This window comes from Ignavibacteriota bacterium (genome assembly GCA_016713565.1).
Taxonomy (GTDB): Bacteria; Bacteroidota; Ignavibacteria; order Ignavibacteriales; family Melioribacteraceae.
In genome coordinates this window covers 300,673-327,524 of sequence record JADJOX010000003.1, presented here as the reverse complement: position 1 = coordinate 327,524, position 26,852 = coordinate 300,673, and the positions used below count along the sequence as shown (strand labels likewise).

General features: G+C 33.5%; 20 protein-coding genes. 15 read left to right on the top strand and 5 right to left on the bottom strand.

From position 1 onward, the window contains the following. The first annotated feature begins 30 nt into the window (after window positions 1–30). From IPK06_04090 to IPK06_04020, 15 genes are all read left to right on the top strand, one after another. Window positions 31–3,753 (top strand): hypothetical protein, encoded by a 3,723-nt coding sequence (locus IPK06_04090; GenBank protein MBK7979191.1) that lies wholly within the window; start codon window positions 31–33, stop codon window positions 3,751–3,753. A 24-nt stretch (window positions 3,754–3,777) separates the two neighbouring features. Then, a complete protein-coding gene (locus IPK06_04085) occupies window positions 3,778–5,343 on the top strand; it encodes a hypothetical protein (GenBank protein MBK7979190.1) in 1,566 nt (521 codons plus the stop codon). Window positions 5,344–5,360: 17 nt separating this feature from the next. Continuing rightward, window positions 5,361–6,434, top strand: a complete 1,074-nt coding sequence (locus tag IPK06_04080; protein MBK7979189.1) for an exo-alpha-sialidase — start codon at window positions 5,361–5,363, stop codon at window positions 6,432–6,434. Window positions 6,435–6,476: 42 nt separating this feature from the next. Then, window positions 6,477–7,715, top strand: a complete 1,239-nt coding sequence (locus tag IPK06_04075) for a hypothetical protein (GenBank protein ID MBK7979188.1) — start codon at window positions 6,477–6,479, stop codon at window positions 7,713–7,715. A 26-nt stretch (window positions 7,716–7,741) separates the two neighbouring features. Then, the gene (locus tag IPK06_04070; GenBank protein MBK7979187.1) at window positions 7,742–8,953 is read left to right on the top strand and encodes a T9SS type A sorting domain-containing protein; all 1,212 of its coding nucleotides are present in this window, start codon (window positions 7,742–7,744) and stop codon (window positions 8,951–8,953) included. Window positions 8,954–9,202: 249 nt separating this feature from the next. Further along, window positions 9,203–10,000: a hypothetical protein gene (locus IPK06_04065; GenBank protein ID MBK7979186.1), complete on the top strand. Its 798-nt coding sequence runs from the start codon at window positions 9,203–9,205 to the stop codon at window positions 9,998–10,000. Between the two features lie 24 nt (window positions 10,001–10,024). Next, the gene (locus IPK06_04060) at window positions 10,025–10,789 is read left to right on the top strand and encodes a DUF1080 domain-containing protein (protein MBK7979185.1); all 765 of its coding nucleotides are present in this window, start codon (window positions 10,025–10,027) and stop codon (window positions 10,787–10,789) included. A 29-nt stretch (window positions 10,790–10,818) separates the two neighbouring features. After that, window positions 10,819–13,341 carry a hypothetical protein gene (locus IPK06_04055; protein ID MBK7979184.1) on the top strand — a complete coding sequence of 841 codons (2,523 nt, stop codon included), beginning with the start codon at window positions 10,819–10,821 and terminating at the stop codon, window positions 13,339–13,341. A gap of 200 nt (window positions 13,342–13,541) precedes the next feature. After that, window positions 13,542–14,141 carry a DUF1080 domain-containing protein gene (locus IPK06_04050; GenBank protein ID MBK7979183.1) on the top strand — a complete coding sequence of 200 codons (600 nt, stop codon included), beginning with the start codon at window positions 13,542–13,544 and terminating at the stop codon, window positions 14,139–14,141. A gap of 31 nt (window positions 14,142–14,172) precedes the next feature. Continuing rightward, complete coding sequence (locus IPK06_04045; protein MBK7979182.1) at window positions 14,173–15,441, top strand: AGE family epimerase/isomerase; 1,269 nt, start codon at window positions 14,173–14,175, stop codon at window positions 15,439–15,441. Window positions 15,442–15,473: 32 nt separating this feature from the next. Continuing rightward, a complete protein-coding gene (locus IPK06_04040; GenBank protein MBK7979181.1) occupies window positions 15,474–16,859 on the top strand; it encodes a Gfo/Idh/MocA family oxidoreductase in 1,386 nt (461 codons plus the stop codon). A gap of 56 nt (window positions 16,860–16,915) precedes the next feature. Next, window positions 16,916–18,097, top strand: coding sequence for an MFS transporter (locus IPK06_04035; GenBank protein MBK7979180.1), 1,182 nt, complete (start codon window positions 16,916–16,918; stop codon window positions 18,095–18,097). A 29-nt stretch (window positions 18,098–18,126) separates the two neighbouring features. Further along, window positions 18,127–19,290 (top strand): Gfo/Idh/MocA family oxidoreductase, encoded by a 1,164-nt coding sequence (locus IPK06_04030; GenBank protein ID MBK7979179.1) that lies wholly within the window; start codon window positions 18,127–18,129, stop codon window positions 19,288–19,290. A 23-nt stretch (window positions 19,291–19,313) separates the two neighbouring features. Beyond that, window positions 19,314–20,309: a sugar phosphate isomerase/epimerase gene (locus IPK06_04025; protein ID MBK7979178.1), complete on the top strand. Its 996-nt coding sequence runs from the start codon at window positions 19,314–19,316 to the stop codon at window positions 20,307–20,309. An 86-nt stretch (window positions 20,310–20,395) separates the two neighbouring features. Next, entirely contained in the window at window positions 20,396–21,121 is a 726-nt protein-coding gene (locus IPK06_04020) for a glycosyltransferase (protein ID MBK7979177.1), read from the top strand. Here IPK06_04020 and IPK06_04015 read toward each other — a convergent pair. From IPK06_04015 to IPK06_03995, 5 genes are all read right to left on the bottom strand, one after another. Continuing rightward, window positions 21,086–22,024 (bottom strand): FAD:protein FMN transferase, encoded by a 939-nt coding sequence (locus tag IPK06_04015; GenBank protein MBK7979176.1) that lies wholly within the window; start codon window positions 22,022–22,024, stop codon window positions 21,086–21,088. The genes IPK06_04020 and IPK06_04015 overlap by 36 nt on opposite strands. A 6-nt stretch (window positions 22,025–22,030) precedes the next feature. After that, window positions 22,031–23,623 carry a TIGR03663 family protein gene (locus IPK06_04010; GenBank protein MBK7979175.1) on the bottom strand — a complete coding sequence of 531 codons (1,593 nt, stop codon included), beginning with the start codon at window positions 23,621–23,623 and terminating at the stop codon, window positions 22,031–22,033. Continuing rightward, the gene (locus tag IPK06_04005; protein MBK7979174.1) at window positions 23,604–24,254 is read right to left on the bottom strand and encodes a hypothetical protein; all 651 of its coding nucleotides are present in this window, start codon (window positions 24,252–24,254) and stop codon (window positions 23,604–23,606) included. Before IPK06_04005 ends, IPK06_04010 begins: the two co-directional genes overlap by 20 nt. 62 nt (window positions 24,255–24,316) lie before the next feature. Continuing rightward, complete coding sequence (locus IPK06_04000) at window positions 24,317–24,946, bottom strand: hypothetical protein (protein ID MBK7979173.1); 630 nt, start codon at window positions 24,944–24,946, stop codon at window positions 24,317–24,319. 16 nt (window positions 24,947–24,962) lie between these two features. Continuing rightward, window positions 24,963–26,852: a hypothetical protein gene (locus IPK06_03995; GenBank protein MBK7979172.1), complete on the bottom strand. Its 1,890-nt coding sequence runs from the start codon at window positions 26,850–26,852 to the stop codon at window positions 24,963–24,965.

Below are 26,852 nucleotides of genomic sequence, written 5' to 3'. Positions count from 1 at the left end.
TTTATAGAATTAGTAAACAGGAGATTTTAAGTGTTATTACTTATAAAATTTAGAGATACTTTAAAATTATATTTAACAATATTTCTAACAATTTTAACTTTTGTATCTTCATCAAGCGTAATATATGCCCAGGTTTCCGGATCAACATCCGATTCACATCCAATGCATTGGGCAAGATATTGGGCAAGAGGACTATTTGACAGAAACTTAATTTATACATCAGCTTGGAATGTTGGAAATATTACCGATGCCGGAATGCAGGGCGGAGTAGGTATGAGATGGCCAGGAAGCGAAGGATTGAATTATGTCTCGGCAGCTAATTTTTTGGTTGCAGCCTACGTAACTGATATGTCTGCTTTGGAAGGCAAGGTAGTTCCTGAAACATGGGATGGCGAACAGTTTGGAATTTTAAGCGATGCCTATTTGCCTCACGTTAGCAATGCAACGGTTGCACAGTTGTCATCCGATAGAACACACCAGCAAATTTGGCAGCCGATACCAGGCTGGTTTAATGATGGATTTTACGGTTACATTTGGGGAATAAATGAAGATGTTAACGGTGACGGTGAACTTGCTCCAAGTGAAGATGTTAATTTCAACGGCATTCTTGATCTAAATCTTGATCCGCCTTCAGGTATTTTGAAAAGTATGGCGATTAGTACAGATAAAAGAACTTGGCCGCAATATTGGCCGGGTGGATCTTATATTGGTGATCCTAGACCGCCGGCAGGCAGACCGCCAAGAACAATTACAGCAGGACCCAGAGCCGGAAAATGGAATGGCGAGTATAAAGCCGGCACAATTGCTGATCAAGAAACGGTTTATATGATGGACGATCATGAAAATGATTATTGGGAAGATTATACTACTTTAAGATATTGGCCAATGAAGAACTCTGACGGAACACCAAATACAACTAAATGGAAAGACCCCGACGTAAATAAATTAAGTATAAGAGGAATGGGTGTTGAAGTAGAATCAAGATCATATGCATGGTTTCATCCATTGGCTGAAGATATTTTGGTTTCGGTTTACAGAATTAGAAATTACAGCGATTATACTTTGAGTAGAGTTGTTACTGGTATGTGGGCAGACGCTAGTATTGTTCAGGGTACCTTTAACGCTACAGATTATGTTGTTGCCGAATTTGGAACAGGAGATGAAGGTAGATTGGCTTTTGATATTTTATATCAATGGCATAAATTCCCTGATCAGTTAAATACTTACCAAAAAGTTGGCGTATTTGGATTTGCTTTCTTGGAAAGTCCGGGAATTGAAGATAATGCTGTTGATGATGATAAAGACGGTTTAGTAGATGAAAGTATGTTTGATAAAATTGATAATGATGGCGATTGGCGGCCATTCAGTGATACAGGATTATTAAACATTGCCGGTACGGAGGGAAATAGCAAATGGGATACAGAAGATAAAAATCTTAATGGAGCTCTTGATCCGGGCGAAGATCTAAATAAAAATGATAAACTTGATTTTGAACCCGTAAATGATGATAGAGGAACCGATGGTATTGGACCTGATGAAAACGGATGGCCCGGACCGGATGCAGACGGTTCCGAAACAAACGGAAGAATAGATATTGGAGAACCTAATTACGATATTACTGATATTGACGAAGCTGATCAAGCTGGTTTAGGTCATATTTATGTTTATGAATCAAATAAGGAATTAAGAAATCAAAAGGGATTTTGGGAAAAATATTTAAGCAAAGTTGAAGATCCTGAAATTGAAGAAACAGATGATGACATAGTTTTTATATTTGGCGCAAAAGATGTAAAATTGGAAACAACAGACGCACTTGAGCAAGCCCAAAGACCGGTTTGGAAAAGATTTACTATTGCGCTTTTAATGGGTGAAGATCAAGAAGATATTGTCAGAAATAAATCTACAATGCAAAGTATTTATAATGATAATTATAAGTTCTTGACTCCGCCATTGCAGCCAACATTAATATCCAACGTATCTGATAGAAAAGTACAATTATACTGGGATACAGAAGCCGAATATTCGAAAGATCCGTTTTTTGGTTTGGATTTTAACGGATATAGATTATACAAAAGTACAGATCCGGATTTTCTTGATATCAAGACAGTTACAGATGCATTTGGAAATGTCTTGCTGTTTGAACCATTAGAAATTTTTGACAGATCAGATGACGGTTTAAGAGGGGCTCATCCAATTCCATTCCCCAATTTAGGTGTTCATTATGATATGGGAAATAACAGTGGATTAAAACATTCTTATGTAGATACTTTAGTTGATAATGGACGAACTTATTATTATGCGGTTACTTCAATTGATGCAGGTAATGATTTTGATTTCTATGATAGAGGAATTGTTTCTGAATATTACCCGCTTCAGGCAATGCCGAGTGAATGCGCATTTAATATTACAGTAAACGAATTAGGCGACGTTGTATATCGTGATCGAAATACCGCTGTTTGCAAACCTATGGAATCAGCAGCTGGTTATACCGAACCGTTTGTTGATTCTTTAAAGATTAATCATGCAAGCGGATATGCAAGGGGTGGTACCTTTAATATTGATGTCTACAATAAAAATCATGCTTCAGATCATTTAGGTGAAACTTATCGATTAACTTTCAAGGATGATGGATGGTTAACAAATAAAACACCGCTTTATAAATGGGGAAGTACTCGAGGTATAACCTGTATAAACATTTCTACTGGTGATACAATGTTTAACTATATTTACCCGGGTCCATCAGCATTCCATGATAATGCTTATAAAGAAATGGAAAAAGGTGTGTACCAAGGAATTAAATATGATTTTGATTTTCCATCTGAAGATATCGTAGATAATGATAATGATACTGAAAGAGAAATAAAAGTTATTACTTGGGACAAATATGGCAAAGCAACAACAGCATGGAAACAATGGGCAACAGATACAAAATCCAATTTACGCTGTAATGCAATAGAACTGCCACCGGGAAGTTATGCATTGCCAAGGGATTTTGACGTTGTAGTTTATGATCACGTTGTTGATACTTCCTATGCTCCGTTAAATTCTCTAGTTTTTACAAGTTATCCAATTAACTTTGCGGTTTGGGATGTAACAGATCCAAACAATAAATTTAAAATGAAAATTAGCGTGGCTTATGAGAAAAATCGTACAAATGGAAATTATCTGCCACCTGAAATGTATGGTCAAATTTGGGACAGTACAAGAATTGTAATCAGATTTCCAAGACCGGCTACATATACGGGCAATGATAAACAGTATGCTTCTTATAATTTAAGATTTTTGAAACCTGATTTTGCGAGAAAAGACCCAGCTGTTATTCCGCCTGCCGCTGGAGATGTTTATAGTTTTAGAACAATAAGGAATCCAACCGAGCAGGATACATTCTACTATACTATTGATGGTGGAGAATGGAAAGCTACTGATGTTAAATATACAGAAGATAAAAAAGTATATGTTGTACCAGATCCTTATGTTGCAGCAAATACACTTGAGGCAATATATGAGCTGGCAGGTAATTCTCAAAGACGTGTTGACTTTGTAAATCTGCCGCCTAAATGCACAATTTATATATTTACCGCAAGCGGTGAATTAGTTAAAAAGATTGAACACGAAGACGCGTATGATGTTGGAAGACACGCTTGGGATTTAACAACAGAAGACGGACCGGAAGTTGCTTTCGGAATGTATTTCTTTGTTGTTGAATCAAAAGGATTGAAAACACAAAGAGGAAAATTTGCTATTATTAAGTAGTAAAAATCAGAGGTAAGTGTAATTTTGAAAATTCTTATTCACAAAATTTTTAACCCGGTCATTCTGTTAGTGATCGGGTTATTTTTTTTATCATGCTCCAGTGATAAAATTCCCGAAGATCAAATTATCGCTAAAGTCGGCGATAAAATTATAACTGCCGATGAATTTAAATCAAGTTATGAATTCAGCTTAAAGACTTTAAGACTGGGACCAAACCCAAGAAAACAATATTTGGATTATATGATTAATGAACTCCTAATCTCAAATGAAGGATACGCGCAAGGTTTTAATAAAAGCAAATATGTTTCCGATAGAATGAAAAATAGAACCGAAAATAATTTGCTTGAATCATTTTATCTTAAACATGTACACGCTAAAGTTAAAGTTCCTGATGAAAAAGTTGAAGACGCGTTAAAAAAAGCGAGTGTGAAATTCAGACTGCTCATCTATCCAACTCCATCATTACAAAAAGCTGCCGAAGTCTATGATCAAGCTTCTTTATCAAATTTAGGTGATTATATTGACAAGCAGATCAAAAAATTGGAAGTTAAAAATGTAAAAAGGGAAAATTTTGAAAGCGATTGGATGGATTATATGGAGATGCCTCCGGAAATGTTTGCTTATATTCAAAATTTAGAAATGGGAAAACCATCCGAACCCGTTCCGTTCAATAATGGATACGCTATTTTTCAAGTAATTGAAATAAAAAGAGAAGCAATCAAAACCGATGAATTAAAATACGGCGCTAAACGAAAAAAAATGTATGTTCGACTTTATAATGTTGAATCTGATAAAATTGTTCATAAAGTAATGGATTCACTGCTTACACCATTGGATATAAGATTGAGCAATTCAACAATTGATCAAATGCTTAAGCCCATGATGGAATGGATTGACGCCGGCGTCACAAAGAAAGGTTCAATAGTTAAAAATTTGCAGCAGACTTCCGATACTTCCAAAAATTATTTGAAACAGCTTAAAAAATTATTGCCGCAAAAATTGTATTCTTCGGTTGATGGAACAACAACTGTTGAAGACTATTTAAACTATATGAATTATCATAGGAAAAATATTATTGAAAGTAAGGATTTGAATGATCTAAAAAATAGGCTTATTACTGAAATTGGAACAATGATAAAAAACAAAAAGTTTATTGACATTGCTAAAAATGAAGGTTTTTTAGATTCTTCAAAAGTCAAAAATGATCTGGAGATTTGGGAAGAAAAATGGACCTATGATGTTTTCAGAGATCATTTAGTACAAAGCATAAATGTTACGGATGAAGAAATGAAAAGCTACTTCAAACATAGATGGAAAGAACTGCCAATATCTGATGTTGATACGACAAAATTTTATAAATACAAAGATGATGTCTATAACGCGATTTTGTTCGAAAAGCATAAAGCCATTATAGATAAAGACCTTGAAGAATTTAAGAAAAAATATGATGTTTGGATTAATTATGACCTTTTAAATAAACTGCAGTTGAACGATACAAATAAGTCTAATGAAACATCGGTTTTGGTTATTAAGAATTTTACGGGAGAATTTTTAGTCCCTACCGTTGATACAAAATGGTTATATTATTAAAATAATTAAGTTTAGTTATGAAAATAAAAAATAAAATACAAAAAAAGATTTTCTTTGTTATTGGAATTTTAACCGCGTTTTCATGTTCAAATAATATTGAAAGTTATAATTCCGCAATCATCAAATCAGAATTTATTTATGAAATATCTGATGCGCAAACTCCGCAATGCCATGCCTCAACAATTGCCGTAAGCGGAAAAAACATTGTCGCGTCTTGGTTTGGCGGAACACATGAAAAAAATCCCGATGTTGGAATATGGGTAGCAATAAAGGAAAATGACAATTGGTCAAAACCTGTTGAAGTTGTAAACGGAGTTCAAAAAGACGGAAGCAGATTTCCTTGTTGGAATCCGGTTTTATTTCAACCAAAAAATGGACCTTTATTTTTATTTTACAAAGTTGGTCCAAGTCCCAGAGAATGGTGGGGACTTTATTTAACATCAACCGATAATGGAAAACATTGGTCCGAACCTGTTTTACTCCCAAAAGAAATTTACGGTCCAATTAAAAACAAGCCTGTGCAATTGGAAAATGGTTTGATTCTTTCACCCACAAGCACGGAACATGATGGCTGGAAAATTCAAATTGAAAAAAGTTCAGACTTGGGCAAAACTTGGAGCACTTCGGGCGATCTAAACGACGGAAAAGAATTTGGCGCAATTCAACCAACGATTTTAATTCATCAAAATAATAAAATACAATTATTATGTAGAACTGAAAATGAAGTAATTTCACAAGTTTGGTCGAATGATAATGGCAAAACATGGGATAAAATGAGATCGTTAAATTTACCCAATCCTAATTCCGGTATTGACGCTGTTACTTTAAAGGACGGTCGTCATTTATTGGTTTATAATCCAACTACAAAAAATTGGGGAGACAGAGTTCCATTATCAATTGCCATTTCCAATGACGGAATTACATGGAATAAAATTTTAGATTTGGAAAAAGTTTCGGATGCAAAAAATACAGATAAAGAAGAATATTCATATCCTTCGGTAATTCAGGCAAACGACGGTAAAGTTCATATAGTTTATACATGGAACAGAAAAACGGTTAAATATGTTTTATTAGACCCGGAAAAAATTTAAATAATTCGGAAAGATAAAATGAAAAATCAAAAATTAATTGTAATGTTTTTATTGCTGTCATTTATTATTGTACAGAATTATTCCGCACAAAATTTTCAAGTTGGTGCTTCGGTTAAAAATATTACGCCCGATCCGCTGCTTCCGGTTTCCGGCGGAGTTGGAATACCCAATACTGCGGAAATAAAAAAAGGTGAATTAACAACTCGCGCATTGGTTATAATTAAAGGCGAAGTAAAAATTGCTATTGTCTCAATTGATAATTTAGGAGTTCCCAAAATAATTGGAGATAGAATTAGGGAAAAAATTCCATCAATTAAACCGGAAAATATTTTAATTGGCGCGACTCATACGCACAGCGCTCCCGATTTATATGGTTTTGCCGATGAACAAGGAAACAGCGGCGCCGATTTAAATTACATCCAATTTGTTGTAGATAAAACTGCTGAAGCCATAAACGAGGCTTTAAATAATATAAAACCCGCAGAACTTAAAATTTCAGTTAATGAAATAAAAGGGAAAATTGCCTATAATTCTTATGCCCCTAAGTTATACGATCCAAGATGCGGTATAATGCAGTTCATTTCTACAAAGGATAATAATGTAATTTCAACACTTATTAATTATGCAATTCATCCTGAAGTTATTGGAAGTGAACGTGGAATTTGTACGCCTGATCTTATTGGACCTTTATATAATAAAATAGAATCTAAAGAAGGCGGAGTCGCAATATTTCTAAATAGCGCGCAAGGTGGAATGGTTACGGCAGATAACAGACTTGATGATGGTAAAGAAGCAAATGATTGGAATGAATGCATTAGAATTGGTGAATTATTAGCTGATGAATCATTAAGAATTATTTCAGACGCGCAAATTCAAACAGATCCGGTTATTAATATTGCTTCAAAGGAAGTAACCTTTCCAATTGAAACAGATTTGATGAAATTTATTCTCAAACACTCAATAATTGATTACAAAATTCCAAACGCAGAACAAATATCGACAACAATAAATTTGATTAATATCGGAACCGCACAAATCATTACAATTCCAGGAGAGGCACTTCCGAATATCGGCTTTTACATCAAAAGAAAAATGAAAACAAAAAATCCATTTTTGTTTGGTCTAACAAATGATGCTTACGGTTACATTTTAACTAAAGAAGATTTCAACAGTTTTAATACCTATAATTATATTTCCAGAACAAGTTTGGGTGAAAGAACCGGTGAAATTTTGGTAAACGAAATTATGGATTTAATTAAAAATAATAAAGGATCTGAATAATCCTTACTAAAATAGAATTTAATATTATGAAGAAAATTACTGTTGTTTTATTGCTTACTTTCAGCGCATTCTTAAATGCACAAAATACTATTAGCATTGACGGAAATTTTGACGATTGGCAAAATATACCAATTGCCGTTAGTGATACTTCAAATAATGTTCATGATACAGATGGATACTCGGAAGGCGGCGTTCCGTCACAGTTTATAAACTATTCGGACGTTGACTTATTAGAAGTAAAATTTACTAACGACGACAAAGCTTTATACGGTTACATGAAATCCGCAGGTAAAATTGGAAAAACATCTTCAACAAATGACGGACATACAAAAGCAGGAAGATATTATTTTATATTTACAATTGATGTAGATGATAACGAAATTACCGGTTATCCGCTGCGTGAAGGAGGATATTATCCGGATAGTAAAGGTTTTGATATGAATATGGAAGTAGAATTTTACAATGGTACATTTAATACAGGCCATTATCTTAATCATGAATATATTTCAGAACAAGACTATAACGCAAATTGGGAAAATGATTTGTCCCAAGGAATAGTCAGATTAGCTCCGGGAACTTACGAATGGTATTCGCAATGGGTAATGTTTGAAGATTCCAGTTATGTTGTCGTTGAAGACAAGGGTCCTGTGTACCAAGGAATTATTAAAATAGCAGTTTCTGAAGATGGACACGAGGCAGAAATTTGCGCTCCATTTTGGGGATTTCTAAAAACTCCGGAAGGAAAAAATATTATTGATGTTGGTCAGAACATAATTGTTTCTGCCTCTCTTGAAGCAAGCGGCGAATTATCTGAAGAGGCAATTAAATTGGGCTATGTTCCAGGGAGCAAATCTGTGTGGGGATCGAATACGGCAGAACCTTTTAAATATTTTGTAAAGTCTAACACCGTTGGTGTTAAGGATGAAATGGTATCTTCGGATTATAATCTTTATCAAAATTATCCTAATCCGTTTAATCCAATTACAAAAATTGAATATGTAATTCCTTCAATTAAGAAAATTGAAAAGTTAAGTATTGATATGAATGAGCAGGCATCCGTTCAATTAATTATTTATGATGCTTTAGGCAATGCAGTTAAAACTCTTGTTAATCAAAATCAGCTTCCCGGGAAATATAAAGTTGAGTTTGACGGAAGCTTGCTTTCAAGCGGAGTTTACTTTTACCAATTAAAAAGTGATCAGTTCATTCAAACAAAAAAGATGTTATTATTAAAATAAATTAACAATGAAAAAATATTTTTTTTCTTTGTATTAACACTTTTCATTTATACATCAAGTATATTATTCTCTCAGACTGAAATTCCGCGGCAAACCGATTTTACAATATGTGAGCAATTTCTTGAAATTTCTAAAAAATTCAACAAATATAAAGTTATACTAAAACCTGATAAAGATTCATCAGAATATTGGGCAGGAGCTCCGAGTGTTGTTAAGGATGACAATGGAATTTTTTGGCTTGCCGCAAGAATGAGAAGTCCTTTATATCCAAGAGGTTTGCGCGGTTATGAAATTAGAATATTGAAAAGTCACGACGGTGAAAACTTTGAATACTATCACTCAATCTTTAAAGATGATGTTCCAATAAAAGGATTTGAAAGGCCTTCATTATTAATTGATCCGATTACAAAAAAATTTAAGTTATATGTCTGCGGACCATGGGAAAATGATAATTGGAGTATTTTGAAATTTAACGACACAGATGATCTTAAATTAATTGACTTAAAATCTATTCACCCTGTCATTGCTCCAAAAAATAAAAATTACGAACGCGAAATAATTGTTAGAGAATATAAAGATCCTTTCATAATTTATGTGAATAAAAAATTTCATTGTTATGTTACGGGTTATGTAAGAGAAAATGAAAGGATTTTTCATTTTGAAAGTTTAGATGGTGAAATTTGGAAACCCTCAGGAAATGAAAAAGAACCGGTAATGGAATTAAGCAAATGGCATAATTTTTTTGTAAGACCTTCATCCGTACTGACTTTAGGCATTGGTTACTTATTTATTTATGAAGGCTCAAATATTAATTGGTATGATCCGGTTTATAATATAGCGACCGGAATTGGCTTTACGTTTGATCTGCATAAAATTATAGACCTTACCGAAACATCTCCATTAATTACAAACTTTTCAAATGGTGATTTTCATACATTTAGATACTCACATTGGCTTTGGGAAAAAAATGAAATTTGGATTTATGCCGAAGTCTCAAATACAAATAATACAAATGAAATTAGGCTTTATAAAATTCAATTAAATTAACAATTCAATTATGAGGGAAAAAGAATGAAACCGCAAAATCACAAAAAGTTTTTAAGTTATATTCAGATTTTAGCATTAGTATTTTTTATATCAAATTTATTATTTGCTCAGGAAGAAGGAAATCCAAAATTAACTGAAGTTTGGGATCCGGTTCCTCCGATTATAACACCTGGTGAAAAAAACTGCATGCCGCCATCCGACGCAATTGTATTATTTGACGGAACAAATTTAGATGAATGGGAAAATGTAAAAGGTGGTGAAGCCAAGTGGCTTTTAGGCGATGGTGCAATGACAGCTGTAAAGAAAACCGGAAGCATAAAGACAAAAAAAGTTTTCGGCGATTGTCAATTACATATTGAATGGAGAACACCTGAAAAAGTTGAAGGAGACGGACAAGGAAGAGGAAACAGCGGAATATTTTTGCAGGACAGATATGAAGTACAGGTTTTGGATTCTTACAATAATGTTACTTATTCCAATGGTCAAGCCGCCAGCATTTATAAACAGCATATTCCTTTGGTAAATGTCTGTAAACGTCCCGGCGAATGGCAGACTTATGATATTTTTTACAACGCACCAATTTTTAAAGATAACGGCGATGTAGAAAAACCGGCTTACATAACTGTTGTACAAAATGGCGTTCTAGTACAAAATCATGTAGAGATAAAAGGAACAACTGTTTATATTGGTCAGCCAAAGTACGAAAAACACAATGCCAAAGAACCAATTTCACTGCAGGATCATGGAAATCCTACTAGTTACAGAAATATTTGGATTAGAGAATTATAATTTTTATCATTTATTAAATGAGGTTCAATATGAATTATTTAAAAATAACATTTTTACTTCTAATATTGGTTGCTGTTTCATGTTCGAAAAAAGAAGTGTCAATAAAAAATATTGGACCTCAATCCGATGGAAGTTTTCTTGTTCCAAGCAATCAGATTTTAAGACCGGAAGGAGTACAAATCTATTTTCCTGGAAGACCCGTTGATCTTGATCTAAGCAAGGATGGAAAAACGCTGGCTGTTTTAAATATCAGCTCATTGGAAATAATAAATGTTGATTCGCAAAAAATTAGTCAAACACTGCATATCGGCGGCGGTGCGTCTTTTAACGGAGTGAAATTTTCCTCGGATCAAAATTACATTTACGCAAGTCAGGCAAGAGACAGAATTTTAATCGCAAAAAAAAATGCGGACAATCAATGGCAATGGGATAATTCCATACAATTCAAAGAATTAAAAATTGGCGGGTTTGCTGTTCCGGGCGGCTTCGAATTATCATCTGATGAAACAAAACTTTACGTTCCGCTAAGCCGAAGTAATTCAATAGCAATTGTTGAACTTAAGGATAATTCTATTAAAGAAATTGGCGTAGGAATTTCTCCTTTTCAAATTAAAATGATTTCTGATGAAAAAGCTTATGTAAGTAATTGGGGCGGAAGAGTCCCGACTAAAATTGATTCTACATATGAATCATCTGGAAGTAAAGTTGCGGTTGATTCCAAAACCGGCATTGCAAAAAGCGGAACAATTTCTGTCATAAATTTAAAGACAAATATTCAAGAAAAAGTAATTGAAGTAGGACTGCATCCAACTGAAATGGTCTATAATTCTATAAATCAATTATTATATGTTGCTTGTGCTAACAGCGATTTGATTTCTGTAATCGATACGAAAATTGATAAAGTTGTAAATGAAATAAATGTTAAGTTAAACAAAGATTTGCCGTTTGGAAGCGCTCCAAATTCTCTTTCAATTTCAGACGATGGGAAAATGCTTTATGTCGCCAATGGTACTGACAACGCTGTTTGCATTATCAATATAGAAAGTGGAAATAAAATTATAGGTTTTATTCCAACCGGATGGTATCCGGGTTCGGTTGTTCTTGATAGTAAGTTAAATAAATTGTTTGTCGCAAATACAAAAGGAATTGGCTCTAGAAATATTGCAAAGGACGCAAAAGGTTATAATTCGCATGACCATCTTGGATCAATATCCATAATTAAAATACCAAGCGCAGAAAAACTTGCCGGCTTAACCAGAATTGTTAAAGAAAATAATTCGTATTCAAAAATGTTGGATCAAATAAACGCGAAAGAACAAAGTAAAAAGACTGTTGCCGTTCCAACTTTACCCGGGCAAAAATCATTTATCAAACATGTAATATATATTATTAAAGAAAACAGAACATACTATCAAGTTTTTGGTGATATGCAGCAGGGAAACGGCGATACTTCATTGGTTATGTTTGGTAAAAATGTAACTCCTAATCATCATGCGCTTGCGGAAGATTTTATTTTGCTTGATAATTATTACTGCAGCGGAATTTTAAGTGCCGATGGTCATCAATGGACGGATGAAGCTTATGTTACCGATTATATTGAAAAATTCTTCGGTGATTTTCCAAGAAGCTATCCATATAATGGCGGGGATCCAATTGCATATTCACCAACCGGATTTATTTGGGATAATGTTTTAAACAACGGATTAACCTTTAGAAATTACGGTGAATTTGTAGACGCTATAATTGAACCGAATACCGCTACCTTTACCGATATTTATAATGATTATAAAAACGGAACAAAAAATGTAAAAATTCGTTCATTTGTAAATCTGCCACAAATTAAGAAATATACCTCCGTTAATTATGTCGGTTTTCCGGAAACAATTCCTGATGTATATCGTGCTCAAGAGTTTATAAATGACTTTAAAGAATTTGAAAAGAATAATAATCTGCCCAACTTTATTATTATGCTTCTGCCTAATGATCATACTTCAGGCACTAGACCAGGTATGCCGACTCCGAGAGCTGCGGTAGCAGATAACGATCTTGCTCTTGGTCAAATTGTAGAAGCAGTTTCCAACAGTAAATATTGGAAAGAAACATGTATTTTTGTAACTGAAGATGATCCGCAAGACGGCCTGGATCATGTTGACGGACATAGAACAGTCGGATTAGTAATAAGTCCTTACACAAAAAGAGGACAAGTTGTTTCTACAAACTATACTCAAATTAATATGTTTAGAACAATTGAAAATATTCTAGGAATTCCTCCGTTAAATCAATTTGATTTAGCGGCGGAACCAATGACGGATTGCTTTAACAATGAACCCGATCTTACGCCTTATAAAGCAAGGAAGAATAATATTTCTTTAGATGAATTAAATCCTTCGCTTTCACAGATAACCGGAAAACAGTTATATTGGGCGCAAAAATCATTGGAGCAGAATTTGGAAGATTATGACAGAATTGATGAAGATACATTTAATAAAATAATTTGGCATTCAGTAAAAGGATATAACACTCCATATCCGGATAACGAGCGAGAGGATTAAAATATTATTTAATGGTAAATTATATTTATGGATAAAAAAATCTTAATCTAACTCTATTAAAAATTTGCCAATATAGAAAAAATTACATAATTTACTTTAATAATTAGGCAAACGATTGTCTTTTTAATTAATAGTTCTTTTCAAAGAAAATATAAATGAATTTCACATTATTTCACTTCTAAAAATTTAAGGGGTTACGAATGAAAAAGTTTCTTCTTTTATCTACATTATTTATTATGTCATGCAGTTCAAATTGCGTTAAAGATTGTGATGCCGGCTGGGTTTCACTTTTTAACGGCAAAGACTTAACCGGTTTTTTTGTTAAAGGTAAAGCTACTTGGGAAGTTAAAGACGGTATCCTTATTGGCGACGGCGGAATGGGTCATATTTATACAGACGCGGCAGCGACCGATTTTGAAGTAAAAGGTACATTTAAAATTAGCGATAACGGAAACAGCGGTTTATATTTTAGAGCAAATACCCCGGTTGATAATCCTGATAGCTGGCCTGCCGGTTATGAAGCTCAAATAGATAATCACCAAGACGCGCATACCGGTTGGATTTGGAAACCCGGAAAACCATCAGCAAAGGCTAAAAAATTAATTACAAAAGATAACGAATGGTTTACCATGAAAGTTAGAATGGTTGGTACACAAGCTCAAGTTTGGGTTAACGATGAATTAATGACAGAATATACGGATACTGATTATACATCCGGTCATTTTGCAATTCAAGGACATAATCCCGGACAAACAATACAGATAAAAGAATTATCATACAGAGATTTAGGTAAAAAATAATTTTACCTAAATAAACTTCGGAGAAATTTTTATGGATGCAGTTCTAAACGAAAAATTAAATAAGTACTTAGTAAAAACTTCTGAATATCTAAATGAAAATTTAATTCCTTTCTGGGTAGAAAGAGCCGTTGAACCAAAGTACGGCGGGTTTCAGACTAACTATGACAGAAATGGAAATAGAACTGATGTAACCGAAAAATCATTTCTTTCACAATGCAGGTGTATATTTACAATATCGCACGCAATGCGTTTAGGTTTCTCTTGGTCGGGGGGAATTGAATCTGTAAAACAAGGAATTGATTTTTTATTCAAAAATTTTTATGATCAAGAAAACGGCGGCTTTTATTGGATAGTTGAGGAAGATGGTTCTCCAAAAGACGTTAATAAAATTATTTACGGACATTCGTTTTTAATTTACGGACTTTCTGAATACGCGCTTTTAACCGGAGATGAATTTGCAAAAAATGAAGCAATTAAAGCTTTTGACTTATTACAGGAAAAAGTTGCAGATAAAATTAACAAAGGATATTTTGAACATTTTGACCGCTACTTCAAATTAAAAAGTTCAAGAGGTGATATTAGTGTACATAAATCGTTAGATGTTCATATGCATTTGATGGAAGCTTTTACAGTTTTATATGAATTGACAAAAGATCAAAAACATAAAGAAGCATTAGAAGACGTAATACAATTGATTTTTGATAAAATGGTTCATCCGGAGACCGGCACCGGAATTTCAATGTTCACACAGGATTGGAAACCAATTGCAAATGTTGAGCTTGATACAGTTTGGGGCAGAGACAGGTTTGATGAAAATGGAAAATCAACTGACATTACATCCTATGGTCATAATATTGAACTTACTTGGCTTTATCTATTATCTCAAGATATTTTAGGCATTCCGAGAGAGAAAAGTTTAAATAGGGTTATGCCAATTTATGAACATACTTATAATAATGGAATTGACTGGAAATATGGAGGCATTTACGTAGAAGGAAAAAGAGTAGGAAATGTAACTGAAGCGACAAAAGAATTTTGGCAGCAAGCTGAGGCTATGGTTGGATTTTTGGATGCGTATTTACTTACAAAAGATGAAAAATATTTGGATGCTTTTTTTAATGTTCATGATTTTGTATTTACCAAAATGATCAATTGGGAAAAAGGCGAATGGTTTGCGCTGCTTGCTGAAAATGGAGATTTAATTTGGGATTATATGGGCACAAGTTGGAAAGTATTTTATCATACGGTTAGAGGAACTTGTCAAGTGGTAAAAAAATTGGAAAAATGTATTAAAAAATAAATTTTATCATTTTTAAAATTCGGGAGTAGATAATGGGTGAAAATAATTCAAATGGTATAAGTAGAAGACAGTTTATTGGTAATGTAACTTTGGCAACTACCGCTTTTTCAATTATTCCTCGTCATGTACTTGGCGGAAAGGGATATGTTGCCCCGAGCGATAAACTTAATATTGGAGTTATCGGTGTCGGAGGAAAAGGACAATCCGATATGTGGACAGTTGCCGCTACAGAAAATATTGTAGCATTGTGCGATGTTGACGATAGAAAAGTTCAAGATACTTTTAAGAAAACAAGAGAAAAAGAAGATAAAAAAGACCTTGCCGATAAATTAGAAAAATTACCAAGGTATAAAGATTTTAGAGAAATGTTGGATAAACAAAAAGATATTGATGCTGTTACGGTAAGTACTCCTGATCACACTCATGCCGTTGCAGCCGCTTACGCAATGCGTAGAGGGAAACACGTTTTTGTTCAAAAACCATTGACTTATTCGGTTAAAGAAGCAAGAATCCTAAATCAAATCGCAAAAGAAACCGGCGTTGTTACGCAAATGGGAAACCAAGGACATTCTCAAGAAGGAATAAGACTTATTGCCGAATGGTTAGCCGATGACGCTATTGGAGCAGTAAATAAAGTTGATTGCTGGACGAACAGACCTGTTTGGGAAACCGGCATGGAACGCCCAACTGAAATTCCATCTGTCCCAAGAGATGTTGATTGGAATCTTTGGATTGGTCCAGCTGAATTTCGTCCTTATCATCCATTATATATGCCTTGGAGCTGGAGAGCTTGGTGTGAATTTGGTACCGGAGCATTGGGCGATATGGGCGCGCATATATTTGATATTCCTTATGAAACTTTAAAACTTGGGTATCCGACTGTAATTGAAGCAAGTTCTAGTAAATTTAACGGCGAATCATGGCCTGTAGCCGAAGTATTTCATTATCATTTTCCTGAAAGGGGAAATTTACCTGCAGTTGAATTAGGTTGGTATGATGGTGGAATTATGCCTCCAAGACCTGAAGAATTAGAACCGGGCAGAAGAATGGGTGATGAAGACGGCGGAGTTTTATTTTATGGAACAAAAGGTAAAATTATGTGCGGCTGCTATGGAAGCAGTCCTCGTTTAATTCCAGAAACAAGAATGCAAGATTACAAACAGCCTCCAAAGACTATTCCTCGTTCACCTGGTATCCATGAAGAATGGATTGCTGCTATTAAAAATAATACTCAAGCAACTTCCAATTTTGATTATGCGTCAAGACTAGTTGAAACAATGATGCTTGGTAATATTGCGATTAGAATGGCTGCAAAATTTGATAAACTATATTGGGATGGAGAAAAAGGGGAAATTACTAACATTCCTGAAGCAAATGAATTTTTAATCAGAAAATATGCCGAAGGATGGGAATTATAAAATTTCGTGAACAATTATCTTGAAAAAAAATAATTATATAGGAGTGTAAATCTTTTATGGATACACAAAATATAAACACAAAAAAATTGTTTCTCATGAGTTGTGTCGCGCTTATTGTTACTGCAATAAGTTTTGCTTTGAGAGCCAGACTTGAACCCATTTTCATGACAGACTATGGTCTATCGGCAACAGATATCGGCTTTGCGTTTGGTCCGGCATTTTATGGCTTTACAATTTCCATGATTCTTTTTGGTTCATTTGTTGACTCCTGGGGAATGAAAAAAGTACTGACAATGGCATTTATATTACACGCAATTGGAATAACCGGAACAATATTTTCCACAGGAATGTGGAGTTTATTTTTCTCAACAGCCGCAATCGGTGTTGGTAACGGCGCGATCGAAGCTGCTTGTAATCCGCTCGTTGCTTCCTTGTACCCGCAAAATAAAGCTACAATGTTAAACAGATTTCATGTTTGGTTCCCAGGCGGAATTGTTATCGGAAGTTTGATCGCATATTTTATGCTGGATGTTTCAAATATGGATTGGAGACTATACGTTGCCGTATTATATATTCCATTGGTAATTTACGGCATAATGTTTTTAAAAGAAAATTTTCCGCAAACAGAAAGAGTTACATCCGGAGTTACAACCGCGGAAATGTGGAAATCTTTGTCAAAACCGATTTTCATATTTATGTCATTTTGCATGCTGCTTACTGCGGTAACAGAATTGGCAACTCAGCAAAGAATAAGTACGCTATTAGCTGACGCAAACGCGATACCAATGCTTGTGCTTGCTTTAACTACAGGTTTAATGGCTCTTGGCAGAGCGTTTGCTGGACCTGTTGTTCACAAACTCAGCACTTCAGGTATGCTTTTATTTTCAGCTGTTATGGCATTTATAGGTTTGCAGTTATTAAGCCATTCATCGGGCGCGATGGTTTATTTTTCAGCGGCAATTTTCGCTGCGGGAGTTTGTTTCTTTTGGCCTACCATGCTTGGATTTGTCGCCGAAGAAATTCCTCAAAGCGGTGCATTAGGTTTATCGGTAATTGGCGGATTAGGAATGTTTTCTGTTTCTATTGTACTTCCGATAATGGGTGTTTTTATGGATACGGGAACACAAGGATCTGAAACATTGAGATATATGTCCGTTCTGCCTGCAATTTTAATTGTATTATTCGGAATGCTATATTTCAAATATGGAAAAAAGAAAAAAGCTGAAGTACACGCGTAATTAATCAAAAATTAATTTAGAGTTTTTTTATGAAAAGAAATTTAAAAATGGGTATGGTTGGCGGCGGTCCCGGCGCTTTCATTGGTGAAGTTCACAGAAAAGCTGCAAGAATGGACGGTTATGTTGAATTTGCGGCAGGAGCATTTGATATTGATCCTGTTAAATCTCAACAGATGGGACAAATATTAAATTTGAATCCGAACCGCGTTTATGATAATTATCAAAAAATGATAGAAGGTGAATTAAAATTACCCAAAAATGAAAGAATCGATTTTGTTTCAATTACCACTCCCAACAATTGGCATTTTCCAATGGCAAAGGATTTTTTAAATTCCGGATTTAATGTAATGTGTGAAAAACCAATGACAATTTCTGTTGAACAAGCATTGGAATTGGAAGATATTGTTAATAAAACCGGAAAAGTATTTGGCTTGATGCATACTTATACCGGATATCCAATGGCAAAACTTGGAAAAGATTTAATTAAAAACGGTGAATTAGGTGAAATAAGAAAAGTTGTTGTAAGATATCCGCAAGGTTGGCTTACAAATGCAATTGAAAAAACCGGACAAATGCAGGCATCATGGCGAACCGATCCTAAGCAAACCGGAGCCGGCGGAAGTATCGGTGATATTGGAATTCATGCAGCAAACCTGGCGGAATATATGACTGGTTTGAGAATTACTGAAATAAATGCCGATATTACTTGTTTCGTTGAGGGAAGACCGGTTGATGACGACGCAAATGTTTTGCTTCATTTTAATAATGGTGCGAAAGGAGTTTTATTCTGCAGTCAAATCTCGGTCGGCGAAGAAAATGATTTGGCAATTTGGATTTACGGTAAAAAGAAAAGTCTTGAATGGCATCAGGAAGAACCCAATTTTCTTTATGTTAAAGATGGTGACAGTCCGGTTCAAATATGGAAAAGAGGCAATCAATACGTAAATGATTACAGCAAAGCTGCCGCAAGAGGGACCAGATTACCTTCAGGACATCCGGAAGCGCTGCTTGAAGCTATTGCTAATATTTATAATAATTTTGGCGATACCATAAGAAATAAAGAAGACGGCTACGAAGCTGATACAGAATTAATTTCTGATTTTCCAAATGTTGATGACGGTGTTAGAGGAATGAAATTTATTGATGCCGTAATTAAAAGCGCAAATGGAAATGAAAGATGGACTTCAATTTAATTTTTGTTAAGGAGCAATAAAAAATGGCAAGACCAATAACTTTATGTACTGCGCAATGGGCAGATATTCCGTTGGAAGTTTTGGCGAAAAAGGTTAAAGGCTGGGGTTACGATGGAATTGAATTGGCGTGTTGGGGTGATCATATGGATGTATTTAAAGCCGCATCCGATAAAAATTACTGCGAAAAACAATTAGATATACTCAAAAAAAATGATTTAAAATTATTCTCCATCAGCAATCATTTAGCAGGCCAATTGGTTTGTGATTTAAACAATGATTCGCGATCGGACGGTTTTGCACCTGCTGATTGCGCAGGCAACGCAGAGAAAAAAAGAAGCTGGGCTGTTGAAGCAATGAAAAATTCGGCAATAGCAGCAAAAAATTTAGGGATTAATGTTGTTAACGGTTTTACGGGATCATCTATTTGGCATATGCTTTATAGTTTTCCTCCGGTAGCTCCCAAAACAATTGAAGAAGGATTTGAGTATTTCGCAAAAATGTGGAATCCAATACTTGATGTTTATGACGAATGCGGAGTAAAATTTGCGTTGGAAGTACATCCAACAGAAATCGCTTTTGATATTGTTACAACACAAAGAGCGATTGATGCTGTAGGCGGCAGAAAAACATTTGGATTTAATTTTGATCCAAGCCATCTTCACTGGCAAATGATTGATCCGGTTGTTTTTATTTATGAATTCGCCGATAGAATTTATCATGTTCATATGAAAGACGCAGCCAGACAATTAAACGGCAGAAATGGAATTTTGTCATCTCATTTGGATTTTGGTCATAAGGACAGAGGCTGGGATTTTAGATCGCTTGGACATGGAGGCGTTAATTTTGAGGAAATTATAAGAGCGTTAAATCATATAGGTTACAACGGACCGCTTTCAGTTGAGTGGGAAGACAGCGGCATGGAACGCGAACATGGAGTTAAAGAAGCTTTAGAATTTGTTAAGAAGATTGATTTCAGTCCTTCCAATATAAAATTCGACGCTGCCTTTGATGAGAAATAATATTTAATTTATTACCTTTAAAAAGCTATTTAGTCAGTTTAATTTTTGATTAAATAGCTTTTTTATTTATTATAAAATTTTTGCCAATGGATATTTCAATAATTATTCCCGCATATAATGAAAATAAAAAGATTGCCGCGGATATTTTTGCCGCCGATAATTTTTTAAAAAGTCAGAATTTTAATGGCGAAATTATTTTAGTTGACGATGGAAGCAAGGATGATACTGCAAAAATTGCCGAAGCATGTAAAACTAATTATCAACTTAAAGTTATTAAGTTAAAAAATAATTTAGGGAAAGGCGGAGCAGTAATCGAGGGAGTTAAACAATCAGTTGGCGATATTATTTTATATGCTGATTCGGGACTGACAGTTCCTTTTGATAATTCACTTATTGGAATAAATTTTATTAAATCAAATAAATGTGAAATTGCAAATGGATCGCGAAAAATTACCGGTGCAAAGATCATAAAACCTCAGGATATTGATAGAAAAATTATTTCGCGTATATTTGGAATAATATCAAAACTTTTATTAAAAATTCCCAAAAATCTTACGGATACTCAATGCGGATTTAAAGTTTATAAAGGTGATGTCGCAAGAAAATTATTTCCTCAAATAACAACCACAGGATTTTTGTTTGAAATAGAAATTGTTTTGCTAGCTAAAAAAGAGAATTATAAAATTCTGGAATTTCCCGTAATTTGGACTTGTGACAGAGACAGTCGAATTAGTATTAGGAAAAGTTCAAAAAAAGTAGTTACTGATTTTATTTATCTATACAAAAAATTCAGCGCCGCCGAAATTATCTGAAATTATCAGGTCATGCTTTTTCAATTCCGCATTGTCGTTCAAGATTATCATTGCATTTATATAATCATTAATTTTACAGAATTCGAGAATTTCGTTTTTATCCATTAACATAAATGCCGTTGAAACCGCGTCGGAAATTGCCGCCGATTCTGTTAAAACCCAAGCCGCAGTTCTGTTATAATTCGGTAAAAGTGTTTTCGGATTAATAATATGATTATGCTTTTGCTTTCCGGAGCCGCTTAAAGATAAATTACTTAAATTCAATCGCGCGATTATTTGTTCATAATTTATTGGATTACTAATAGTAACCGGCCAACCATTTTTATCGTCTAATTTTCCTATTGTCTTAACGCTGCTTCCGCCGCCGTGAATTAAAGCGTTTTCTAAATCCCATTCCAATAAAAGTTTTGCCGCGAGATCCACAGCATAGCCTTTTCCTATTCCGCCTAAATCAAAACTTACCTTATCATTTAAGATTCTTATCGTATAATCATTTTCATTTAAAATGAATTTATCATTCCCAAAATCAGAATAAATTCCATTAGAACTTTGTGAAGCTTCGGACTTGTTTTTCCATTTATCAATAATGTTTCCGGTAGTAATATCAAATAAACCGTTTGTCATTTCATAAATATTTTTTGCTATCCAAATACACTCAAACGTTTCAAAACTCAAAATTATTTCTTCTTCGATTTTTGAGTTGTTAATTTTAGCAATGTCCGTATTGCTTCTGAATCTGCTGAATTTATCTTCCAAATTGTCAATTTCGGCAAATACATTTTGAGCAGCTTGCTCAGCATAATTTTTATTTTCTGATTGAATCAATACTTCAAATATTGTAGCCATTGCCTCATGCGCAAAATGATGCAAATTATTGGAATTTATATTTGATAATTTTATCATAAAATATTATTCCGCTGAATTTTTCATTGAGGAATGTAAATATTTATCATACAAACTGTTTTGAATGTAGCCGACAATTTCAACATTTGGTCTAATTGCAACATAATCATCAAAGAGGGGAACGTATAAATTTACTTGTCCGGGTTTTGGAAGTGAATATAACTTTTCAGTTATTTCGTTTTCAAATTCCGGAGAGGTGATGATTATATTATACACGTAAACATTATTCTTAACCTCATTATTCCAAGCGATATTTTTTATTTTTCGCAAATACCAAGGCAGCGGCCAATAATCATTATCCTTTGCAATAACGTTAATGAAAATTTCATTTTTCATAGAATCGAATTCGGCTATTTTATTTATTTTTTCTGAAGCAGAAATTATATCCGGTGTAGGCTGTGAATAAGTAAACGGATTTTCCGGCTGATACGGCTTGGCAAAATTTATTATTAATGATTGATAAAAAGAATGGAGGAAAATTAAAACAAATAAAGTAAGTAAAAAATTCTTTATAAAAGTTTTTTCGAATTTTCTCAATAAAGATTCCATTCCGAACGATGCAATAAACAAAAATCCTATCCAAAAATTAAGCGCTAGCCAAGGAGTTTTATATGGAATTAAAGCATAAACAATTGCCTGTATTATGCAGAACAGCGCAATAAGTTTAAGTAAATAATTTTTCTTTGATAAAAATAAAAAGCCAAAACCAAATATTGCTAAGATGAATATTGGTATTTCAGTATAAAATATCAAATCATTATTTGTGAAAAGTAAAAATTCAAAGTAATAATACCAAGGTTGAATATGTTCGTTACTGCTTCCGGCTTTGTTAAAGTAATTTGTAAAAGTCTTTAATGAATCTAAAATGCCTGACGGATTTGAAAAAAATGAGGAATAAAAGATTATTGAAATTCCGAAAAAAATGATTGAAAAAATTAAAGCATGATTTTTCACAAAAAATATTCTTTTACGTATTTCTTTGTCAAACAAATAGATTAAAATCGTAGCGGAAATTGCGGAAAAATATATAATGATACTTGTTTCTTTTGTACAAAATACAAGCGCTGAAAAAACACTTGTTAAAACTATCCAAGTTAATTTTCTCGTTGTTAAATATTTATAAAACGTTAAAAGCGAAGAATACGCGAATGTAACAAGCAATGTTTCTTGTATGTAATATCTTCCATAAAAAACAAAAATAGGAGAGATTGAAATTAAAATCGTAATTATAAATTTTAGATTTTTATTATAATTATCAAAAATAAAATACGTCATCAAAATTAAAATCAGCGATATTACTGCCGGGACAATCCTTAACGTTATTTCATTGAGTTCGCTTAAAGTATTTTCACCCGAAAGCTTTGCGGTAATTAAAGAAAAATAATTTAACGTTGGTCCGTGATATTCAATGGGATCATAAATGTATTTCCCGTTTTCTAATAGGTCGGCAAATTTTATTGCGTGAACCGCTTCATCTGTATGAAACGGACGATTATTTAGATCAAATAATCTTAATGACAGGGCAAAAAAAATGACGATTACAAAAAAGTAACCGTCATTAATTTTAGCAAATATTTTTTTACTTTCCGTAAACCGCAACTTCAATGTAATGATTTAAATCGTTACTGTTATTTCCTTTGCTGTATAATCTAACGTATCTGGCTTTTTCACCTTTTGCGTCAATTAATTTTCCTTCGGCAGTTTCAACATAATGCCAGTCGGTTCCTTTTCCTTGTTTACTGGAATTATCCAAATCGTTGTTAAAAATAGTTTTAACATCTTTCTTAAAATCTTTATCGTTTGATAGTTGAACAATAACGTCAAAATAAACTCGCGGTTGTTTGTGGAAATGCCATAAAACAAGTGCGTATATATTATATTCTTTTTCAAGGTCAATTGTAATATTTTGAGTGAAAGGTCCTAATTCAACAAAATATCCTTCGTCGCCGTTTTTATCGCCGTCAGTTATATAATCAACTTCACCTATAATAGGCATATCATCTGTACTTGTAACTTTTTTGTGTAAAGCAACGTTTTTTGTTCCTTCGGGTGCCAAAAATGGAGGTCTTGGTTTTCCTAATGGTTTTTCTAATTTATCTATAGTCATATTTGTTGGTGTACCGACAAACATTGCTTTCGGGAGGTCAATTTGAATCGGAACCATTTTTTGAGCTAAAGAATTGGAAACAAAAATTCCCAAAAATACTCCAATGAAGATTAACATTTTCATAACACGTTTTTTGTTTTGCATTTTTTTACTCCAAAGATTTTTTTTCAAAATTATATTTAAAATCAATTAGACTTCAAATTCAATAATCCACTGTGTAAAACTAATAAAATAAATAAGATCAATGTGGAATATCTATGAATTTCTAACAAAATATTTTGACCTTCAGTTCCAAATAAGGGGAACATACTTAGAATTATTGAAACAATGGCAGGAAGCGAAAAGAATGTAAATAGCCAAAATATTAACTTTTGGTTACCGGAATTATTCAATTTTAATGAATTGAGATTATTAAAATCCGTTTGATTCTTAAAATCTTTGGTTCCAAATTTATTTTGCTGTGCGTAGATTACAATTGTTAATGCCAATGAAACCGCGAAGAAAGGAGCAGCGGTTACATGAATTAGTAAAAATACTCCGCTTAGACTTCCGCCAAAAATTATAGCGGGAATGAATGCGGAAATTGCCATTATTAAAAATAACGCTACTGTTACAACGTACAATAATTTTTTAATTGAATTGATTTTTTCGGAGAGCGCTTGATTTTTGAACTCCGAAATTTTCTTTACAGAATTTATGACCGCTGAAATTAAATTATTCAAAAGAGTTTTAATTGAAAAACCATTCTTTTTTCCAAAATTAAATAGCCAATAAATTGCTGCTGCAATGATCAATAAAGATAATATTCTAAACATAAAAATCTATGATCTCCTAAGAATTATTATTGGAAAAAAAGAATTTTGATAAATATTTAAATCCGCTGAAAGTAAATCCGATAAAAACAATAAGTATAACTAAAGCTGAAAAAATTATAATATATTTCAAAAGCGGTCTGAAGAAAAACGTTAGTGAAAAAAATGATTGATAGATTTCACTGTTATTTTGAAAATCACTCATTGAAATATTTTTATTATTAAAATTAATAAGCGAACTTTCGACTTCAACATTATTGGTAAAAAACGGTGAACCGATAGAATGACAATCTCCGCATCCGTTTATACCGAGTGCTTGAGAGGCAGGACGAACTGTATGTGCAATTCTCCATGTATAACCAAGTTCATTATAATCATCATCTATTAAAGAATTATTTTCAACTTCGAAAACTTTTCCGCCCGTTACTAAAACCGGAGTACCGTTAAATAATTTTAAGTTTTTGATTGAATCCAAAATAGAAATAACAACGCTGTCCTTAACGCTTGGCCATTTTCCAAAATTAAAGATAGAATCCAAAGCAAGCATTGGTCTTATATTTTGTTCAACAAAATCAATAGGCAGCGGACTAACATTGTTGGTACTGTCTTTATTTCCCCAAAAAGAAGGGAAGACTAAATTTCTTGGCTCAATTTTATCGGAATTATTTTCAGCATAAATACTTGTTAAAATATGAGGAAAAACATCCGGAGCTTTGTTTGTTCCATGCATACCCAAGAAATGAGAACGTGATGTTTTTATCATATTCGGTTTTTCGCCGGGCCATTTACCCGAGTGACAAACTGTACAGCTTAGTTTTTCAAAATGAACTGCCGGAATTCCTAAATGTTTTGGAATTGGGGCGCCTAAATTACCATTTACAGGTATTCCATCTTTCAAATTTGGTATGTGGCATCCTTCACATGTAAATGAGCTTGAGTTATCAATATTTTTATCTGCAATTCCTCTCGTCATATTATGGTCTAAACCATTTCTGTGGCAATCCACGCATTTTAATCCCGCTTTAATATGAACGTCTTCATCATTTTTCCAGTTTGCATGTAAGTTATTATCAGAAATTATTGAGGAATGACAGTAATAACAGTTATCATTGGGAATCTTTTTAGATACATTAAAGTAAATTTTATTTGAGGAATTAAATTTTGTTGTATCATATTTTAAGGTAGGAGGAACGGAAGATCTTACATCAATTGTTTGAATTGTTGTTTGGTTATACATGTCATAATTATCGGGCATTTTTGAAGCGTTGCCTTTAAACTCTACAAAGCTTGTACTAGCGGCGGCGGCCCATTTAAAGTTTTGCTTTCTCATATTGGATGCATATTCAGCTTGATCGTAATTTGGATCGGCATCATGACAAATCAAACAATTTACATTAAGCTTTCCCGAAACATTCCATCGTAAAAAATCTTTAGGATTTTCCAAACTGTCCAATTCGCTGATATCGCCTCCGGCGTAATAAGGTCCGAATCTAAATAAGAACTGCATGGGTGACATATTAATATCATCGGGTGAAAATGTACCTTTTTGTTTTTTATATGATAAAGGTAAAAGTGTTAGCGTTGTCGGATCAGTATAAATCCAAGGTTCGCTATTTTCATGTACATTTTTATTTGTATCATTATAGTTAAAATGAAATCCATCGCTAATAATTTCATAATTATGACATTCGTTGCCGCACGTTTTATTAGTAGAGAATGGAATTCCATATTTGTATTTGGGATCAATTACATTGCCGTCATCATCCAATAAATTCAAATGATGAACTGGAAGCATTTTACTTCCGTCGTTTACATCACCAACTTTTCTATCTTGTGCAGATATAAAATTTGGGAAAATAAATAATAGGACGACAATTAATTTTATTAAAATTCTAAAGTAGGATTTCAT

What these genes read in the sequence shown, in the direction of transcription:
- IPK06_04080 (MBK7979189.1), top strand. Translation starts at nt 5,361, where the DNA reads ATGAAAATAAAAAATAAAATACAAAAAAAGATTTTCTTTGTTATTGGA.
- IPK06_04075 (MBK7979188.1), top strand. Translation starts at nt 6,477, where the DNA reads ATGTTTTTATTGCTGTCATTTATTATTGTACAGAATTATTCCGCACAA.
- IPK06_04070 (MBK7979187.1), top strand. Translation starts at nt 7,742, where the DNA reads ATGAAGAAAATTACTGTTGTTTTATTGCTTACTTTCAGCGCATTCTTA.
- IPK06_04065 (MBK7979186.1), top strand. Translation starts at nt 9,203, where the DNA reads ATGAGAAGTCCTTTATATCCAAGAGGTTTGCGCGGTTATGAAATTAGA.
- IPK06_04060 (MBK7979185.1), top strand. Translation starts at nt 10,025, where the DNA reads ATGAAACCGCAAAATCACAAAAAGTTTTTAAGTTATATTCAGATTTTA.
- IPK06_04055 (MBK7979184.1), top strand. Translation starts at nt 10,819, where the DNA reads ATGAATTATTTAAAAATAACATTTTTACTTCTAATATTGGTTGCTGTT.
- IPK06_04050 (MBK7979183.1), top strand. Translation starts at nt 13,542, where the DNA reads ATGAAAAAGTTTCTTCTTTTATCTACATTATTTATTATGTCATGCAGT.
- IPK06_04045 (MBK7979182.1), top strand. Translation starts at nt 14,173, where the DNA reads ATGGATGCAGTTCTAAACGAAAAATTAAATAAGTACTTAGTAAAAACT.
- IPK06_04040 (MBK7979181.1), top strand. Translation starts at nt 15,474, where the DNA reads ATGGGTGAAAATAATTCAAATGGTATAAGTAGAAGACAGTTTATTGGT.
- IPK06_04035 (MBK7979180.1), top strand. Translation starts at nt 16,916, where the DNA reads ATGGATACACAAAATATAAACACAAAAAAATTGTTTCTCATGAGTTGT.
- IPK06_04030 (MBK7979179.1), top strand. Translation starts at nt 18,127, where the DNA reads ATGAAAAGAAATTTAAAAATGGGTATGGTTGGCGGCGGTCCCGGCGCT.
- IPK06_04025 (MBK7979178.1), top strand. Translation starts at nt 19,314, where the DNA reads ATGGCAAGACCAATAACTTTATGTACTGCGCAATGGGCAGATATTCCG.
- IPK06_04020 (MBK7979177.1), top strand. Translation starts at nt 20,396, where the DNA reads ATGGATATTTCAATAATTATTCCCGCATATAATGAAAATAAAAAGATT.
- IPK06_04015 (MBK7979176.1), bottom strand. Translation starts at nt 22,024, where the DNA reads ATGATAAAATTATCAAATATAAATTCCAATAATTTGCATCATTTTGCG.
- IPK06_04005 (MBK7979174.1), bottom strand. Translation starts at nt 24,254, where the DNA reads ATGAAAATGTTAATCTTCATTGGAGTATTTTTGGGAATTTTTGTTTCC.
- IPK06_04000 (MBK7979173.1), bottom strand. Translation starts at nt 24,946, where the DNA reads ATGTTTAGAATATTATCTTTATTGATCATTGCAGCAGCAATTTATTGG.
- IPK06_03995 (MBK7979172.1), bottom strand. Translation starts at nt 26,852, where the DNA reads ATGAAATCCTACTTTAGAATTTTAATAAAATTAATTGTCGTCCTATTA.